Origin of the sequence: Pelagerythrobacter sp. (genome assembly GCF_041912895.1) — a bacterium.
GTDB lineage: Bacteria > Pseudomonadota > Alphaproteobacteria > Sphingomonadales > Sphingomonadaceae > Pelagerythrobacter.
Genome location: NZ_JAYSGI010000001.1, coordinates 651,572 through 668,733 on the forward strand (window position 1 = coordinate 651,572; position 17,162 = coordinate 668,733).

Annotated in this window: 18 protein-coding genes; 11 read left to right on the forward strand and 7 right to left on the reverse strand. The window is 67.3% G+C overall.

All coding sequences use genetic code 11. The annotated features are described in order from the left end of the window. Nucleotides 1-29 precede the first annotated feature (29 nt). Entirely contained in the window at nucleotides 30-1,187 is a 1,158-nt protein-coding gene (locus tag ACE3QC_RS03295) for a penicillin-binding protein activator (RefSeq protein WP_374405683.1), read from the forward strand. A 63-nt stretch (nucleotides 1,188-1,250) separates the two neighbouring features. After that, nucleotides 1,251-3,227, forward strand: coding sequence for a DNA topoisomerase IV subunit B (parE, locus tag ACE3QC_RS03300; RefSeq protein WP_374405684.1), 1,977 nt, complete (start codon nucleotides 1,251-1,253; stop codon nucleotides 3,225-3,227). Here the strand turns inward: parE and ACE3QC_RS03305 are convergent. Continuing rightward, a complete protein-coding gene (locus ACE3QC_RS03305) occupies nucleotides 3,224-3,991 on the reverse strand; it encodes an alpha/beta hydrolase family protein (protein ID WP_374405685.1) in 768 nt (255 codons plus the stop codon). The genes parE and ACE3QC_RS03305 overlap by 4 nt on opposite strands. A 102-nt stretch (nucleotides 3,992-4,093) precedes the next feature. On the opposite strand from ACE3QC_RS03305, the gene ACE3QC_RS03310 reads away from it, so the two are divergent. From ACE3QC_RS03310 to ACE3QC_RS03325, 4 genes are all read left to right on the forward strand, one after another. After that, a complete protein-coding gene (locus ACE3QC_RS03310; RefSeq protein ID WP_374405686.1) occupies nucleotides 4,094-4,618 on the forward strand; it encodes an RNA polymerase sigma factor in 525 nt (174 codons plus the stop codon). Continuing rightward, nucleotides 4,615-5,190, forward strand: coding sequence for a hypothetical protein (locus tag ACE3QC_RS03315; RefSeq protein ID WP_374405687.1), 576 nt, complete (start codon nucleotides 4,615-4,617; stop codon nucleotides 5,188-5,190). Before ACE3QC_RS03310 ends, ACE3QC_RS03315 begins: the two co-directional genes overlap by 4 nt. A gap of 35 nt (nucleotides 5,191-5,225) precedes the next feature. Next, the gene (locus ACE3QC_RS03320) at nucleotides 5,226-6,509 is read left to right on the forward strand and encodes a serine hydrolase (RefSeq protein WP_374405688.1); all 1,284 of its coding nucleotides are present in this window, start codon (nucleotides 5,226-5,228) and stop codon (nucleotides 6,507-6,509) included. Nucleotides 6,510-6,573: 64 nt separating this feature from the next. Then, complete coding sequence (locus tag ACE3QC_RS03325; protein ID WP_374405689.1) at nucleotides 6,574-7,422, forward strand: AAA family ATPase; 849 nt, start codon at nucleotides 6,574-6,576, stop codon at nucleotides 7,420-7,422. A gap of 7 nt (nucleotides 7,423-7,429) precedes the next feature. Here the strand turns inward: ACE3QC_RS03325 and ACE3QC_RS03330 are convergent, their stop codons facing one another. The 3 genes from ACE3QC_RS03330 to ACE3QC_RS03340 form a co-directional block, all read right to left on the reverse strand. Then, the gene (locus tag ACE3QC_RS03330) at nucleotides 7,430-7,729 is read right to left on the reverse strand and encodes a CcdB family protein (RefSeq protein ID WP_374405690.1); all 300 of its coding nucleotides are present in this window, start codon (nucleotides 7,727-7,729) and stop codon (nucleotides 7,430-7,432) included. Continuing rightward, nucleotides 7,729-7,971 carry a type II toxin-antitoxin system CcdA family antitoxin gene (locus tag ACE3QC_RS03335; protein ID WP_374405691.1) on the reverse strand — a complete coding sequence of 81 codons (243 nt, stop codon included), beginning with the start codon at nucleotides 7,969-7,971 and terminating at the stop codon, nucleotides 7,729-7,731. The genes ACE3QC_RS03330 and ACE3QC_RS03335 overlap by 1 nt, the downstream gene beginning before the upstream one ends. A gap of 182 nt (nucleotides 7,972-8,153) precedes the next feature. Continuing rightward, on the reverse strand, nucleotides 8,154-9,554 hold the full coding sequence (locus ACE3QC_RS03340) for a methyl-accepting chemotaxis protein (protein WP_374405692.1): 1,401 nt from the start codon (nucleotides 9,552-9,554) through the stop codon (nucleotides 8,154-8,156). 146 nt (nucleotides 9,555-9,700) lie between these two features. On the opposite strand from ACE3QC_RS03340, the gene ACE3QC_RS03345 reads away from it, so the two are divergent. Genes ACE3QC_RS03345 through ACE3QC_RS03355 form a run of 3 tightly spaced genes read left to right on the forward strand, consistent with a single transcriptional unit; the run spans nucleotide 9,701 to nucleotide 12,190 of the window. Continuing rightward, entirely contained in the window at nucleotides 9,701-10,882 is a 1,182-nt protein-coding gene (locus ACE3QC_RS03345) for a VWA domain-containing protein (RefSeq protein ID WP_374405693.1), read from the forward strand. A gap of 4 nt (nucleotides 10,883-10,886) precedes the next feature. Then, a complete protein-coding gene (locus ACE3QC_RS03350; RefSeq protein WP_374405694.1) occupies nucleotides 10,887-11,732 on the forward strand; it encodes a DUF817 domain-containing protein in 846 nt (281 codons plus the stop codon). Nucleotides 11,733-11,776: 44 nt separating this feature from the next. Next, nucleotides 11,777-12,190, forward strand: a complete 414-nt coding sequence (locus ACE3QC_RS03355; protein ID WP_374405695.1) for a hypothetical protein — start codon at nucleotides 11,777-11,779, stop codon at nucleotides 12,188-12,190. Here the strand turns inward: ACE3QC_RS03355 and ACE3QC_RS03360 are convergent. The 3 genes from ACE3QC_RS03360 to ACE3QC_RS03370 all read right to left on the reverse strand — a co-directional run bounded on the left by ACE3QC_RS03360 (nucleotide 12,187) and on the right by ACE3QC_RS03370 (nucleotide 15,298). Further along, nucleotides 12,187-13,479 (reverse strand): spinster family MFS transporter, encoded by a 1,293-nt coding sequence (locus tag ACE3QC_RS03360; protein ID WP_374405696.1) that lies wholly within the window; start codon nucleotides 13,477-13,479, stop codon nucleotides 12,187-12,189. The genes ACE3QC_RS03355 and ACE3QC_RS03360 overlap by 4 nt on opposite strands. Nucleotides 13,480-13,559: 80 nt before the next feature. Beyond that, nucleotides 13,560-14,759: an exo-beta-N-acetylmuramidase NamZ domain-containing protein gene (locus tag ACE3QC_RS03365; protein ID WP_374405697.1), complete on the reverse strand. Its 1,200-nt coding sequence runs from the start codon at nucleotides 14,757-14,759 to the stop codon at nucleotides 13,560-13,562. Continuing rightward, complete coding sequence (locus tag ACE3QC_RS03370; RefSeq protein WP_374405698.1) at nucleotides 14,756-15,298, reverse strand: DOMON-like domain-containing protein; 543 nt, start codon at nucleotides 15,296-15,298, stop codon at nucleotides 14,756-14,758. The genes ACE3QC_RS03365 and ACE3QC_RS03370 overlap by 4 nt, the downstream gene beginning before the upstream one ends. A gap of 43 nt (nucleotides 15,299-15,341) precedes the next feature. On the opposite strand from ACE3QC_RS03370, the gene tyrS reads away from it, so the two are divergent. Beyond that, complete coding sequence (gene tyrS / locus ACE3QC_RS03375) at nucleotides 15,342-16,568, forward strand: tyrosine--tRNA ligase (RefSeq protein WP_374405699.1); 1,227 nt, start codon at nucleotides 15,342-15,344, stop codon at nucleotides 16,566-16,568. A gap of 119 nt (nucleotides 16,569-16,687) precedes the next feature. Then, nucleotides 16,688-17,026: a PilZ domain-containing protein gene (locus tag ACE3QC_RS03380; RefSeq protein ID WP_374405700.1), complete on the forward strand. Its 339-nt coding sequence runs from the start codon at nucleotides 16,688-16,690 to the stop codon at nucleotides 17,024-17,026. The last annotated feature ends 136 nt before the right edge of the window (nucleotides 17,027-17,162 follow it).

Consider the following 17,162-nt stretch of genomic DNA (forward strand, 5'->3'; position numbering starts at 1 on the left):
AATGGACACGACGAAGGGGAGCCGCAAGCATGAAGCGTTGGAAACTGGATCGGCGGATGCTGGTTATCGCCGGGGCAAGCGCCCTGTTGGCGGGGTGCCAGATCATTCCCAAGGGGCCGACCACTTCCACCGCGCCCGAGCCGGGCCCGACCCCGACGCCCACCGAATCGAATCTGCCGCAGGACGAAGCCCGCCACCGCGTCGCCCTGCTGGTGCCGATGTCGGGCACCAACGGCGCGGTCGGCCAGTCGATCGCCAATGCCACCACGATGGCGCTGCTCGACACCAATGCCGACAGCCTGCGCATCACCACCTACGACACCTCCGGCAACGCTGGCGACGCCGCGCGCCGCGCGATCGCCGACGGCAACAAGCTGATCCTCGGCCCGCTGCTCGGCGGCAACGTGCCTTCGGTGCTCGCCCAGGCGCGCCCGGCCAACGTGCCGCTGATCGCCTTCTCCAACGATACCGGCGTCGCCGGGCCGAACGTCTTCGTCATGGGCCATATCCCCGAACAGTCGATCGCGCGCAGCGTCGGCTACGCGCGCCAGCGCGGCGCGACCGATTTCGCCGCGATCGTGCCGGAAGGCGAATACGGGCGCCGGGCGGAAGCCGCGCTGTCGAATGCGGTCAACGGAACGGGTGGCCGCGTGGTCGCGAGCGAGACTTACGCCCGCGGCAACACCTCGATCGTCAGCGCGGCGCAGCGGCTGGCGCAGCAGGGCGGCTACGACACCGTGCTGATTGCCGACGGCGCGCGCCTTGCGGCGCAGGCGGCGGGCGAGTTGCGGACGGACGCCGGCGGCACGCGGATCATCGGCACCGAACTGTGGAGCGGCGAAAGCGCGGTCACGAGCGCTTCCGCGCTGCGCGGCGCGCTGTTCTCCGCGGTGTCCGACGCGCGCTTCAAGCGGTTTTCCGACAGCTATCGCAGCCGCTTCGGATCGCAGCCCTATCGCATCTCCACCCTCGGCTACGACGGCGTGCTGCTGGCGTTGCGCGTCGCGCAGGACTGGCGCGTGGGCAGCGACTTCCCGACCGCGCAGCTCTACGAGGAAGGCGGCTTCCTCGGTCTCGACGGCCCGTTCCGCTTCGGGCGCAGCGGCGTGATCGAACGGGCGATGGAGGTGCGCGAGGTGCGCGAGGGGCAGGTCGCGATCGTCGCGCCCGCGCCGACCGGCTTCTGACGCTGACGATAACGTGCCCGCCGCCGCTTGAAGGTCCGCGAATCCGCGGCCAATAGCACTCGTATGTCAGAAGACCTGTTTGCCGACACGCCCGCTTCGAGCGGCGACTACGATGCCTCCTCGATCGAGGTGCTGGAAGGGCTCGAGCCCGTCCGCCGCCGCCCCGGAATGTACATCGGCGGCACCGACGACCGCGCGCTGCATCACCTCGCCGCCGAAGTGCTCGACAACGCGATGGACGAGGCGGTGGCGGGGCACGCCACCCGGATCGAGGTGAGCCTGGAGGAAGGCAACCGCATCGCCATCGCCGACAATGGGCGCGGGATGCCGGTGGCCGAGCATCCCAAGTTTCCCGGCAAGTCGACGCTCGAGGTGATCCTCGGCACGCTGCATTCGGGCGGCAAGTTCTCAGGGAAAGCCTACGCCACCAGCGGCGGCCTGCACGGCGTCGGCGTGAGCGTGGTCAACGCGCTGTCGAGCCACACCCGGGTCGAGGTCGCGCGCGACCGCCAGCTCTATGCGCAGGAATTCGCGCGCGGCGAGACGCTGGGCAAGTTGCAGGAACTGGGCCCGACGCCGAACCGCCGCGGGACCACGGTCGCCTTCACCCCCGACACCGAGATCTTCGGCGACCGCCAGTTCAGCCCCAAGCGCCTCTACAAGCTGGCACGATCGAAGGCGTACCTGTTCGCCGGGGTCGAGATCCGCTGGAAATGCGCCGCCTCGCTCGCCAGCGAGGACGTTCCGGCCGAAGCGGTGTTCAAGTTCCCCGGCGGGCTCGCCGATCATCTGGCCGAGCAGGTCGGCGAGCGCGAGTGCGTCACCAGCCAGCCCTTCGCGGGCAGCCAGGAATTCGCCGACCAGCAGGGCCGCGTCGAATGGGCGATCGCCTGGCCGCTGTGGTCCGATGGCTCGACGAGCTGGTACTGCAACACCGTGCCGACCCCCGACGGCGGTACGCACGAGCAGGGCCTGCGCGCCGCGCTGACCAAGGGGCTGCGCGCGTTCGGCGAGCTGACCGGCCAGAAGAAGGCGAAGGACATCTCCGCCGACGACGTGATGACCGGCGCCGAGATCATGCTCAGCGTGTTCATCCGCGATCCGCAGTTCCAGAGCCAGACCAAGGACCGCCTGACCAGCCCCGAGGCCGCGCGCCTGGTCGAGAACGCGGTCCGCGACCACTTCGACCATTTCCTGTCCGACAACATGGAGCGCGGGCGCGCGCTGCTCGGCAGCGTGATGGAGCGGATGGACGAGCGCCTGCGCCGCAAGGCCGAGCGCGAGGTCAAGCGCAAGACCGCGACCAACGCCAAGAAGCTGCGCCTGCCCGGCAAGCTGACCGACTGTTCGGGCGAAGGCAGCGGCGAGACCGAGCTGTTCATCGTCGAGGGCGACAGCGCCGGGGGCAGCGCCAAGCAGGCGCGCAACCGCAAGACGCAGGCGATCCTGCCGATCCGCGGCAAGATCCTCAACGTCGCCAGCGCCAGCGCGGACAAGATCCGCGCCAACAGCGAAATCGCCGACCTGGTGCTCGCGATGGGTTGCGGCACGCGCAAGGATTGCGATGCGGAAGGCCTGCGCTACGACCGCATCGTCATCATGACCGACGCCGATGTCGACGGCGCGCATATCGCCACGCTGCTGATGACGTTCTTCTTCCAGGAAATGCCCGACATAGTCCGGCGCGGGCACCTGTTCCTCGCCCAGCCCCCGCTCTATCGCCTGACCGCGGGCAAGGAGAGCGCCTATGCCCGCGACGACGCGCACCGCGCCGAACTGGAAGCGACCACGTTCAAGGGCAAGAAGGTCGAGGTCTCGCGCTTCAAGGGCCTCGGCGAGATGAACCCACAGCAATTGCGCGAAACCACGATGAACCCGGAAACGCGCAGCCTGATCCGCATCACCCTCCCCGCCGAACACGAGCAGCGGCACGCGGTGAAGGAACTGGTCGACCAGCTCATGGGCCGCAACCCGGAACACCGCTTCAACTTCATCCAGAACCGCGCGGGCGAATTCGACCGCGAGATGATCGACGCTTAGCTTGCGTCCGGCAGATAACGGCTCGCCCAAGCGGCGATGACGGTGGCGGCGAATTCGGCGTCGCGCGCTTCGAGCAGCAGGTGATCGGCGCCCGCGAGGCTGACGAAGCTCTTGGGATGTTTCGCCGCTTCGAACAGCCGCGCGGCGTTCTCGATCCCGACGAGCTGGTCGGTGGGCGAATGCATGATCAGCAGCGGCCGGTCGAGTTCGCCGACTTCGCCCGCGAGGTCGACCCCGTGCAGGTGCTCAAGAAAGGCGCGCGAGATGGTAAACGGCCGTCCGCCGATCTCGACCTCGCCGCGCCCGTTCTTCTCGACCGCGTCGAGATCGCCCGAGAGCTGGTGCAGTACGTGCGCCACATCGGCGGGCGCGGCGATCGTCGCCACCGCGGCGACTTCCTTCAGTTCGCCCGCCGCCGCCAGCACCGCCGCCCCGCCGAGGCTGTGGCCGACCAGCAGCACGCCCGGGCCGAACCGGTCGACCAGCGCCGCGGTCGCGGCCTCGACGTCGCCGACATCGGCGGGAAAGCTGTCGGCGCCGAAATCGCCGCCGCTGTCGCCCAGCCCGGTGAAGTCGAACCGCAGGCACGCGATCCCGCGCCCGGCCAGCGCGCGGCTGACCGCGACCGCGGCGCGGCTTTGCTTGGTGCAGGTGAAGCAGTGGGCATAGAGCGCCGCCCCGCGCACCGGCCCGTCGGGCAGTTCGAGCGCGCCGGACAGGTCGTTGCCGGCGGGCCCGGCGATGGTCAGCGTTTCGGTCGGCATGGGGTCTCCTCGGTCGGCGGGGCTTGATAGCAATGCGCCCGAGGCGGCGGAAAGTTTCGCCCGCCGCGTAAGAAATCCCGCCGCGATCGGACTAAGGGAGCCATGGAGCAGGCACAGGACGATCTCTACCGCGAGGCGGGCGAGCATTTCGCCCCGGCTATCGCGCGCCTCGCCCGCGCGATGGAGCGCGATGCCGACAAGGCGCGCGACCTGGAGCAGGACATCCACTGCGAGCTGTGGCGCAGCTTCGCCCGGTTCGACAGGCGCTGCTCGCTCAAGACCTGGATTTACCGCGTCGCGCACAATGTCGCGGCCGATCACGTCGCCGCTGCGGCGAACCGCCCGCGCCCAGTGCCGCTGGAGGAGATCGAGGCCCTGCCCGCTGCGGCCGACGCCGAGCGGCTGGCGGCGGAGAGCCATGCGATCGCCCGGGTGCGCGAATTGATCCGCCGTCTGTCCCCGCTCGACGCGCAGGCGATCGTGCTATGGCTCGAAGGTCAGAGCGGCGCGGAAATCGCCGAAATCACCGGCCTCGGCGTCAATGCCGCCAACGTGCGAATTCACCGGGTGAAGGCGCTGCTCGCCAATGCCTTTGCCGAGCCCGCGAAAGGAGGGGCCACGTCATGACCGATCCGCTGTTGGAAAGCTGGGCCGGCGACGAGGCCGACGCCCGCTTCACCCCGCAAGAGGAATTCGCGCGCCGGCACTCGCGGTTCGAGCGCCGTATCCGCCGCCGCAACCTGCTCGAATATCTCGCGGGCGGTGCCGTCATGGCGGTGTTCGGCTGGATCGCCGTGCAGACCGCGCTGGCGGGTGAGTTGGTGATAACGCTCGGCTGGATCGTCGCGATCGTCGGCATGGGCGTGGTTCTGTTGGGGCTTCACCGGCGCGCGAGCCTGTTACCCCATCGCCTAGAAGCCGATGGCCGCAGTCACCTGCGCGCGCAGTACGAACGTCAGCGCCGCGCCCTGGCGAGCGTGTCGCGCTGGTATCTGGCCCCGCTGGTGCCCGGCATGGTGCTGGTGTTCGTCGGCTCGGCCCTGCCCGTCGCGCGCGAAATCGGATGGCCGGCGGCACTCGGCGGCCTCGCGCTGCCGGCGTTGATCGTGACCGGTATTTTCGCCGGGATCGCCTGGCTCAACCGCCGCACTGCACGCGCACTCGAACGCGAGATCGCCGCGCTCGACGCGCTCGCCTGAAAACCGCATAGTTCTCGCCGACAGGAGGAAATCCCATGCTTCGCACCATCGCCCTCGGGCTTGCGCTCGCTGCGTCGCCCATCCAGCTTGCTGCGCAACCGCCCCAACCGCAGGAGGACGCCGTGCCCGGCCCGATCGCAACCGCCGCCGAGGGCGTGGTCGCCGTGCTGCGCGGCGAGAAGCCGGCCGCCGAGGTGTTCGCCCCCGCTTTCCTCGCCGCAGTGCCGGAAGCACAACTCACCGCGCTGGCGCAGCAGCTCGCCGCACAGTTCGGGCCGTTGCAGGGGCTGGAAGGTGCCGATCCGGTCGGCCCCGATGGCGCGAACATCGCGATCCGCTATGAACGGGCGATCGCGCGCGGGCCGATGCAGCTCGACGCGCAGGGCCTCGTGATCGGTTTACGCCTCAACCAGTTCGATCCGATCGACGACAGCGCGGAGAAGATCACCGCCGACCTCGCCGCGCTGCCGGGCGCAACCAGCGTCTATTACGCACCGCTCGCCGAAGGGGCCGAACCGATCCTGGCCGCCAACGCCGACCGCCAGTTCGCCATCGGCTCGACCTTCAAGCTCTATGTCCTCTCCGCCCTCGCGCGCCAGATCGCGGCGGGCGAGCATTCGTGGGACGAGGTGGTGCCGCTCGCGGTGAAATCGCTCCCGAGCGGCATGGCGCAGAACTGGCCGAAGGGCGCGCCGGTCACGCTTCACACGCTCGCCACCTTGATGATCTCGATCAGCGACAACACCGCGACCGACCAGCTGATCGCCGTGGTCGGGCGAGACGCGATCGCCGAGGAACTGCGCGCCAGCGGCCATTCCGCGCCGGATCGGACCCTGCCGTTCCTGACCACGCTCGAACTGTTCGGCCTCAAGGGCGACCTCCCACGCGGGCAGGCCTACGCCGCGGCGGACGAGGCCGAACAGAAGCGGCTGCTCGATGCCTTCGCGCAGGAAATCGCGGGCGATCCCGAGCGGATCGTCAAGCCGACCTTTACCCAACCGACCGAAATCGACACGCTCGAATGGTTCGCCAGCGGCCGCGATCTCGCCGCGCTGTTGCGCCGCATCGGCGCGCTGGACGATCCGACCGCGCGGGAGATCACGGCCGTCTCCCCCGCGATGCCCGAGGCAAAGCGCGGCGAATGGCGCTACGTCGGCTACAAGGGCGGATCGGAGCCGGGGGTGCTCAACCTTACGTGGCTGTTGCAGGACGAGGCGGGCGCGTGGCGCGTGCTGTCGTTGAGCTGGAACGATCCGCAGGCCCCGGTCGATGCCGGCACCCTCGAACTGATCGCCCAGCGCATCCTCTCGCTCGAATGATCTGACCCTTGCCCCGGCGCGCCGCACGCCTTAACGCGCACGTAAAGTTGCAAGAGGAAACCGGATGACCCAGCGCTTCGAAGGCACCAGCTCGTATATCGCGACCGACGATCTCAAGGTCGCCGTGGACGCGGCGGTCACGCTGCGCCGCCCACTGCTGGTCAAGGGCGAGCCGGGCACGGGCAAGACGGTGCTCGCGCACGAGATCGCCAAGGCCATCGGCGCGCCGCTGATCGAGTGGAACGTGAAATCCACCACCAAGGCGCACCAGGGCCTCTACGAATACGATGCGGTCGCCCGCCTGCGCGACGGGCAACTCGGCGACGAGCGGGTCCACGACATCCGCAACTACATCAAGCGCGGCAAGCTGTGGGAGGCGTTCACCAGCCCCGAACTGCCGGTGCTGCTGATCGACGAAATCGACAAGGCCGACATCGAGTTCCCCAACGACCTGTTGCAGGAACTCGACCGGATGAGCTTCGACGTTTACGAGACGCAGGAGCTGATTGCGGCGAAGGAGCGCCCGATCGTCGTCATCACCTCGAACAACGAGAAGGAACTGCCCGACGCCTTCCTGCGCCGTTGCTTCTTCCACTACATCAAGTTTCCCGACCGCGAAACGATGCGTGAGATCATCGAGGTCCACCACCCCGGCATCCAGAAAAACCTCGTCACCAAGGCGATGGAGATGTTCTACGAAATCCGCGAAGTGCCGGGCCTGAAGAAGAAGCCCTCGACCAGCGAACTGCTCGACTGGCTCAAGCTGCTGCTGAACGAGGACATGCCGCTCGAGGTGCTGCAGGACAGCAATCCCAACAGCGCCGTCCCGCCGCTCCACGGCGCGCTGCTCAAGAACGAGCAGGACGTGATGCTGTTCGAGAGGCTGGCGTTCATGGCGCGGCGGCAGGGGTAGCGGACGCTCAGAAGCCTGAGATGAGCATGTCGAGCGCGTTGCCGATGGTGAGGTCATGTTCGGCCAGAGAACCGATTGGGGGGCCCAATTCTGCCAAAGTCAATGTCGCCGCTCCTTGGGGAGCCACGGTGTATGCAGCGCCCTCAAATTCGACAGTCGGGTTAAGGCGCATGGATCGGGCGACCCCAGCCTCGGCAGAAAAGAGCGGAACTACGAATCGGGTTTTCAGATCGTCGAGCACATCGGCTTGGCAATCGACCACGAGCATCGAATTTTCGCGCAGGCGGTAGACATCGAATTTCGCCACTAGAATTTGCGGTATTTGGCGAGCGGGAGCCCATGCTCCGCGACGTGGTCGTTCCACGCCTGGATCGCCTCGGCATTCTCTTCCCGCCAGCGGGCTTCGCGCGTCGTCTTGACCTCTCGGGCAAGGCCCTCCTCGCAGGCGCGCGACAGATTGATGTCGAGTTCGCGCGCAGCCTCCACGAGCGACTGGTCTAGCGAGACATTGGTTGCCCGGCGGAGCGAGCCGCGCGTGTGTGCATTCATTCGCATCACCTTTCATGCGCAAGATATACGCGCATAACTATCGGTGCAAGGGTGGCCGAACCGGCTTCAAAAGCGCGGACCCGATCGGTATCTGACTCGCGTGGGCACTTCATTGTAAAAAACTCGTCACAATCTGCCAGACCTAAGTTTTTAGCACCCCCGGTGAGTGGTCGACGCGCTCCTCAGTCGAAGCTGTAGGCCAGCTCGAAATCGCCCCAGCGGCGGCCGGCGACGAACACCGGGACGTAGACGTTGCGGACCACGCGGTAGGTCTTGCCGTCGCCTTCCTGGCGATAAACCGCCATCATGTAGGCGTCGCCGCTGCGTTTGGCCTTGTGGTCGATCGCGTCGAGGATGATACGGCCGTTGCGGCAATAGCGGGTATCGTGCGCGAGGTCGCCGGTCGGTTCCTGCGAATGGCGGGTCAGGTGCGTGGGCAGGTAGCCGTTCATATCGGTGCAGGCGGCGGCCATGACGGGGCCGATTTCCTTGGGCGCGCGGTCGAGCAGCGGGCGCCAGTGTTCGTGCGCCCAGTCCATCAGCGCGGTGCGGAAGCGCTTGGGATTGCTCCCTTCTATTTCGCGATAGTCGCTGTCGAAAAGCTGGTCCGGCGTCAGCCCGCCGGCGGCGATCGCTTCCTCGGCCAGCCGCTCGACTTCGCGGGCATTAGCCTGCGCACGTTCGACCATCGCGCTGTCCTGCGGCGACAGCCCGGCCTTGACGATCGAATCGAACATCTCGCTGGCGGTCATCTCGAGCTGTTCCATCCGCTGATGGGCGCTCTGCAGCTTGCTCTCGTTCTCCACCGCGGCGACATCGAAATTGTCGAGCACGCGCTGGACGCGGCCGACATGGCCGCTGATCGTACCGGTCGCGCGGGCGATTTCGTCGTTCTGACGGTCGACCTCCTCGACCAGATCGGCGACGCCCTGGATCGTCTGTTCGATCTGGAACACCGAGGCCTTGGCCTGCTTGCTCGCTTCCGCGCCGTTTTCAATCTGTGCGATCACCGAGTTCGCCTCGCCGCCCAGCGTATCGATGGTGCGCGCGATTTCCTCGGTCGCGCGGCGGGTGTCGCCGGCGAGGCTCTTAACCTCGTTGGCGACGACTGCGAAGGTGCGGCCCGCGTCGCCTGCGCGCATCGCCTCGATCGTGGCGTTCAACGCGAGGATGTTGGTCGTCTCGGCGATCTGCTCGATATCCTGCGAACAGCGGCGCACCTGATCCATCGCGGCGGCGAAGCCGGTGACGTGCTGGGTCAGCGTACCGACGAGTTCGAGCAGGCCGGTGATCTGGCCGAGCGAGGAGTGGATCAGCTCGGTGCCCTGCCCCAGCCGGTCGATCGCCCGTTCGGACAGCAGCCGAGCCTCGTCGCTCGCCTGCGAGACCTTGTCCTGATCCGCCTCGAGTGCCTCGACGGTGCCGCGCAGGGCGTCATGCTCGGCGCGCAGCGTTTCCGACGAGCGGATGACCGCCTCGACGATCCCCGCGACATCGGTGCAGCCGACGGTGACCTCGCCGCAGCTTTCCGGAATGCGGTTGATCGGCTCGCTGCTGCCGACATCGATCTTCAGTTCTTCCATCGAAAGCGCACCCCCGGCCCTGCTTGTCCGCGCAAGGGTCTATCGAGGCATGGTTATCGAAGTTTTAAGCCGCTGGGGCGCTGTGCCCGGATACCTGCCGTAACGTCATGCTGGCGAGCGTGCCGCGGAGCGGGTAGGACGATGCGATGTTCTTCAATTTCGTCGACGAGCTACGCGCCGCGGGCATCCCTGCCAGCTTCAAGGAACACCTGACGCTGCTCGAAGCGCTCGACCGCGACGTGATCGAGGAAACGCCCGAGGCGTTCTACTACCTCAGCCGCGCGACCTTCGTGAAGGACGAGGGGCTGCTCGACCGCTTCGACCAGGTGTTCCAGAAGGTCTTCAAGGGCGTGCTGGCCGATTACGGCACCAGGCCGGCGGACGTTCCCGAAGACTGGCTCAAGGCCGTGGCGGAGAAGTTCCTGACGCCCGAGGAAATGGCGGCGATCAAGTCGCTCGGCGATTGGAACGAGATCATGGAGACGCTGAAGAAGCGGCTCGAGGAACAGGAAAAGCGCCACCAGGGCGGCAACAAGTGGATCGGCACCGGCGGGACCAGCCCGTTCGGCAACTCGGGCTACAACCCCGAAGGCGTGCGGATCGGCGGCGAAAGCCGGCACAAGCGCGCGATCAAGGTGTGGGACAAGCGCGAGTTCAAGAACCTCGACAACACGAAGGAACTGGGCACCCGCAACATCAAGATGGCGCTGCGCCGCCTGCGCCGCTTCGCGCGCGAGGGCGCGGCCGACGAGCTGGATCTCGACGCGACGATTTCGGGCACCGCGCGGCAGGGCTGGCTCGATATCCATATGCGGCCGGAGCGGCACAATGCGGTGAAGCTGCTGCTGTTCCTCGATGTCGGCGGGTCGATGGACCCGTTCGTCAAGCTGTGCGAGGAACTGTTCAGCGCGGCCAATGCCGAGTTCAAGAACCTCGAGTTCTTCTACTTCCACAACTGCCTCTACGACGGCGTATGGAAGGACAATCGCCGCCGCTGGCAGGAGCGGACCAAGACCTGGGACGTGCTCCACAAGTACGGCCACGACTACAAGGTGATCTTCGTCGGCGACGCGGCGATGAGCCCCTACGAGGTCACCCACCCCGGCGGCAGCGTCGAGCACATGAACGAGGAAGCGGGCGCGGCGTGGATGAGCCGCGTGACCAGCACCTATCCGGCGACCGTGTGGCTGAACCCGGTGCCGGAAAAGCAGTGGGGCTATTCGCAGTCGACCAAGATCATCAAGCAACTTGTCAACGACCGGATGTATCCGCTTACCCTCGACGGCCTCGACGATGCGATGCGCGAGTTGAGCCGTAAGCAGGGGTAGGCGCTTGAGGCACACCCGGTTCGAGGCGGTCCGCCTTCGCCTCGAGCGGTTCGATCCGGGGTCGGGCTGGCGGCTGTGGCTCTACGAATTCCTGCTGTTCGGGTTCAAGCAGGGATGGGCGTGCCTGTTCGGCGCGCTGATGCTGGCGCTGCTGCTCGGCACGCATTTCCTCTATCCGACCGACGCGCCGCTCGCGCGGTACGATTTCCTCACGCTCGCCGCGCTGGCGATACAGGCGGGAATGCTCGCGTTCCGGCTCGAGACGTGGGGAGAGGCGAAAGTGATCGCGATCTTCCACGTCGTCGGCACGGTGATGGAACTGTTCAAGACCGCCGCCGGATCGTGGGTCTATCCCGAGCCCAGCCTGCTGCGGATCGGCGAGGTGCCGCTGTTTTCCGGCTTCATGTATGCCGCCGTCGGCAGCTATATCGCGCGCGTCTGGCGCATCTTCGATTTCCGCTACACCGCCTATCCGCCGCGCTGGGCGACCTGGCTGCTGGCCGCCGCGATCTACGTCAACTTCTTCGCGCATCACTGGCTGCCGGACATCCGCTATCTGCTGTTCGCGGCGGCCGCGCTGCTGTTCTGGCGCACGCGGGTCCATTTCCGCAACTGGCGCGCGCACCGCTGGATGCCGCTGCTGCTCGGCTTCGCGCTCGTCGCGCTGTTCATCTGGTTCGCCGAGAACATCGGCACCTTCGCCCGCGCTTGGTCCTATCCCGGGCAGGAGGACGGGTGGGAGATGGTCGGGCTGGCGAAGCTCGGGAGCTGGTTCCTGCTGATGCTGATCAGCTTCGTGCTCGTCAGCCTCGTCCAGCCGATCCGCGAGCCCGACAGGCCGATAGTTTGAGGCGACCGGGTGTTTAGTGTATTCTCGCGGCGGAGGAGAACGCGATGCACTGGATCACCCTTCCCCTCGCGGCTGCCGCGGCGTTCGCTGGGCCTTCGCCTTCGCAGACGATGGACGGGGGTCGCGTTGCCGCCCTGCCCGCCGAATATCGCCCGTGCAGCGGGAGTGTGCCGGTGTTCAACGCTGAGGCGTGCGATAGCCGAGCGTTGACCGTCGAACCGGCTCCTGTGCCAGGCGAGGTCGCCTGTCGCGACCGTATTCGCGAGGCCCGCGCGGCGAGCGGGCAACCGGGCCTCGACAGCGAGCCGGCGAAACCCGGCGAAGCGCCGATGATCGCAGCGGTCGACAAGCGGATCGACGGCTGCGCGGTGATGCAGATGCACCGCGACGTGAACGATATTCGCCCGCTGCCCGCTCCCCCCGAAAAGGGCGCGAAGCTGCTGCACAAGCTGGACTAGCCCTTGCGGTCGAGCTCCTCGTCGAGCCGCAGGCTGCAGCGCCAGAAGAAGAATGCCGGGACCAGCCCGAGGAACGCCGCGCCGTAGAGCACGTAGCGCACGCTTTCCTCGCCGTAGGCCGGGTGCAGCATGTCCGACAGCATGCCGAAGAACAGCGGGCCGAGCCCCAGCCCGATCAGGTTTTGGAAGAACAGCACCATCGCCGCCGCGATCGCCCGCGCGCGCAGCGGCACGAGGCCCTGCGCGGCCGAGTAGGTCGGGCCGTAGTAGAGCGAGTTGCACAGCGTCGGCACGATCAGCAGCACCAGCGCGACCTGCCAGGTGCTCGCCTGATAGGCGAGGAAGGCGATCGGCGCGGCGACGGCCATGCCGATCGCGGGCGCGGTGAGCACGTGGCGGCGGTTCTTCGCGCCGTACCGGTCGGCCAGCCATCCGCCGAACCACGTGCCGAAGATTCCCGCCGCCCCGTTGATGACGCCGAACCAGAAGCCGACCTCGCCCGGGGTCATGTCGTGCGTGCGCTGGAAGAAGATCGTGGTCCACGTCGTCTTGCCGTAGGCGAGGAAGGCGGCGGTCGAACCGGCCGCGAGCAGCAGGACGAAGGCGCGCGATCCCATCACCGAGCGGACCGCCGTCCAGGTGGAGACGCTCGCTTCGGGCGCGGTGTCGGCGGGCATCGCGGCGGCCAGCCTCTGGCGCGGGTCACGCAGCGCGAAATGGACCACCAGCGCCAGCGCGACGCCCGGCAGGCCGACGATCAGGAACGCCATCCGCCAACCCACCCAGTCGGCGAGGAACCCGCCGATCATCATACCCAGCAGCGTGCCGATCGGGATGCCGAGCGCGTAGAACGCCAGTGCCGAGCTGCGCCGTTCGGGCGGCACGATGTCGCTGATGAGCGAGTGCGCGGGCGGCGTGCACCCCGCTTCGCCCACACCCACCCCGATCCGCGCGAGCAGGAGCTGCACGAAGTTGTTCGCCATCCCGCACAGCGCGGTCATCGCCGACCAGGTGGCGAGCGCGATCGCGATCAGGCGCGGCCGGTTTGTGGTCGGCCGGTCGGCATAGCGCGCGATCGGCAAGCCCAGCGCGGTGTAGAACAGCGCGAAAGCGAGCCCCGTCATCAGCCCGATCTGCGTGTCGCTGAGCCCGAGTTCGAGCGCGATCGGCTCGGCCAGGATGTTCACGATCTGCCGGTCGATGAAATTGAAGATATAGACGATCAGCAGGATCCACAGCGTCGCGCGCACCGATCGCTGCGTGGTGGTTGTACCTGCTGCCGTCGCCATACCCGACCCTCTCCTGAAGCGCGGGTATGCCCGTCGCCGGATCGAACCTCCCTTAGTATCGGGCGTGCGTCAAGCGGCGATCAGGAATATCGAAGAATCGGTGCGATCTGCTCACGCCACGCGGCCTCGTCCGCCGAAGCCGTGCTGTCGAGGTCGTCCGGTTCGGCCTCGGCGTCGTCGACCCACTGGCGCAGGCCGGGGCCGCCGTTGATTACGTCGATCGCGAGGCGCGAGAGTTCGTATTCGTAGGGGAAATCGCGCCACAGATCGTAATCGGAATGCAGGCGGCGGATCGCCTTGAAGGCGAGCGCCTGGAGCCGCCACGGTCGGAACGCGGCGTGATCGTAGAACGGAGCTTCGGCGTGGATCATCAGCGCGCCGCACGTCTCGCCCGCGTGCTTGTGGAAGGTCGGCTCGAACCAGCATTCACGCAAGGCGCATCCGGCGAGCCATTCGGGGGCGAGCCGCGCCATCTCGGCGTGAATCGCCGCGGCGTCGAGATCGGGCGCGCCGAACAGTACCTCGAGCGGGCGCGTGGTGCCGCGCCCTTCGCTCAGCGTCGTCCCCTCGATCATCACCGTACCGGCATAGGCGCGCGCCATGTTGACGTTCGCCGCATTGGGGCTCGGGTTGATCCACACGCGATCGGCAGGCCAGCCGTGACCCGGACCGCCGGGCTGCCAGCCCTCCATCCCGATCACCTTGTAATCGACGTCGAGCCCGAGATGATCGACGAACCATTGCCCCATCTCGCCCATCGTCAGCCCGTGGCGCATCGGCATCGGCGCGGCGCCGACGAAGCTCTCCTGCCCCGGTACCAGCAACGTGCCCTCGACGGGGCGGCCGGCGGGGTTCGGCCGGTCGAGCACCCACACGCTCTTGCCGTGTTTCGCCCCCTCTTCCAGCAGGTAGAGCAGCGTGGTGACGAACGTGTAGATGCGGCAGCCGAGGTCCTGCAGGTCGAACAGGAACACGTCGGCGCTCGACATCATCTGCCCGGTCGGGCGGCGCACCTCGCCATAAAGGCTGAAGATCGGGATACCGTAGTGCGGATCTGTCTCGTCCGCGGTTTCGACCATGTTGTCCTGCTTGTCGCCCTTCAGGCCGTGCTGCGGGCCGAAGGCGCTGGACACGTTGACGCCCGCCGCGATCAGCGCATCGAGGCTGTGCATCAAATCCTCGGTGACCGAGGCGGGATGCGCCACGAGCGCGACGCGCGTGCCTTCGAGCGGTTTCCGGAGGGCGGGGTCGGCGAGCAGCCGGTCGATGCCGAATTTCATGCCCCTGCGGGTGCCGCAAGCCTGCCTGCGAAGCAAGCTCCGTCGTGGAAATCGGGCGGCCCGGCGGGATGGGCGAGCGCCCAGTAGCTGAGCGTTCGCCCCTCCTCCTCGATCACCGCGCAGAGGCCCGCCGCGCAGTCCGAACGCGGGAGGCCCGCGCGCGGCACGGTGGCATCGAAGATCGCCATCGCACTGCCGGTGCGCATCGTGCAGTCGGGTTCGCGCGGGAATGGGCGCTCGCTAATTCCCGTGCGGTACCTGGTGAAATCGTAGGCGGCCCAGCGTTCGGAAGGGGAGAGGTTGATCTCGCAGTATCCCGTGCTTCCCTCGGGCCGCAGGAACAGCTCGAAGCACGTCGTGCGCCACAGCTCGTCCGCCCTGCCCCGCCCCGCGAAGGCCGGCATCACCAGCTGGCCGATCCCCTCGATCCGCCAGCGCAGCCGCAGCCACTCGCTGTCGGAATTCAGAATGCGCGCCTCGACCCGTGTCACCGCCAGCGGCGGATGGTCGGGATGCGCGACGAGTTCATGCGTTTGCAACCGGGTGTCCTCGTGCTACGCGCCGCCCCCGCACAGAGGGCCTATGACGACTTACGAATCCGAATTGCTGCGCGTGCTCGACGAACGCGGCTATGTCCATCAGGCGACCGACGCCGCGGGGCTGGACGCCCTCGCCGCGCGGCAGGTCGTGCCCGGCTATATCGGTTTCGATGCCACCGCGCCCAGCCTTCACGTCGGCAGCCTGGTGCAGATCATGATGCTGCGCCGGATGCAGCAGACCGGGCACAGGCCGATCGTATTGATGGGCGGCGGCACCACGCGGGTCGGCGATCCGACCGGGCGCGACGAAAGCCGCAAGATGCTGACCGACGAGGCGATCGCCGACAACATCGCGGGTATCCGCACGGTGTTCGAGAAACTGCTCGTGTTCGGAGACGGCCCGACCGACGCGGTGATGGTCGACAATCAGGACTGGCTGGGCGAGCTCGGCTATATCGAGATGCTGCAGAAGGTCGGCACCCATTTCACCGTCAACCGGATGCTGACGTTCGATTCGGTGCGCCTGCGGCTCGAACGCGAGCAGCCGATGACCTTCCTCGAATTCAATTACATGATCCTGCAGGGCTACGATTTCCGGCATCTGGCGCAGGAAATGGGCGCGCGGTTGCAGATGGGCGGCAGCGACCAGTGGGGCAATATCGTCAACGGCGTCGAGCTTGGCCGCCGGATGGACGGAACCGAGCTGTTCGGCCTCACAACCCCGCTGCTGACCACGGCGGACGGCGCGAAGATGGGCAAGACCGCCGGCGGCGCGGTGTGGCTCAACGAAGCGCAGCTCCCGGCATACGATTTCTGGCAATACTGGCGCAATGCCGACGACCGCGATGTGGGCCGGTTCCTGCGCCTGTTCACCGATCTGCCGCTCGACGAGATCGTGCGGCTCGAAGCGCTCGAAGGCAGCGAGATCAACGCGGCCAAGGTCGTGCTCGCGAACGAGGTCACCAGGCTGGTGCGCGGCGAGGATTCGGCGCGCTCGGCCGAAGCGACTGCGGCCGAAACGTTCGCCGGGGGCGCGGGCGAGGACCTGCCGACGCTCGCTGTCGGGCCCGAGGGGATGCGCATCGGCGCGGTGCTCACCGCGCTCGGCTTCACCGCCTCCAACGGCGAGGCGAAGCGCAAGATCGCCGAAAACGCCGTTCGGCTCGATGGTGCGGCGGTTGCCGATCCGGGCTTTCTGGTCCTGCCGGAAATCGGGCGCGACCTGCGCCTCAGCCTCGGCCGGAAGAAGCACGCAATCCTCACCCGCTGATCGCTGCGCGACCCCGTAATCCTTCGCGGTTCGGGGGGTGCGCAGCTTTACCAAATATCAGCCTTTCGCGTGCATTGAACACCCCGTCGAACAAACAACAAAAAAGGGGTTGTCGCCACGTGTCCGCTGGAGCGAATCTGAGCGTTACCGATCTGCGCCGAACCGCGCGCCATCCGGTCGACCATTCCGTGATCGCCGAGCATCACGATCGCGGCGATATGCCGCTCCATGTCTGCAACGTTTCCGACCATGGCTTCATGGTCGACGATGCGAAGGATCTCGCCCGCGGCGACCGCGTTATCATCCGCCTGCCGACCATCGGCCGGATCGAGGCCTACGTGATCTGGACCCGCGACACCCGCGCCGGCTTCCAGTTCGAACGGATCATCCGCATCGACGACTTCGTCGACATGATCGACGCGATCCAGCCCAACCCGCGCCTGCGCCGTCGCCGCTGATCCGCCAACCGGGCGGGCGGGCGGCAAGCACCGCTTCGCGCCGCGGTCGATCTGATTGCTTGGCTTGCGCGATGCGCGGTGCCATGGCGCGGGCGTGATCACCGAACCGCGATCCCCGTTCCGCATCGCCAACTTC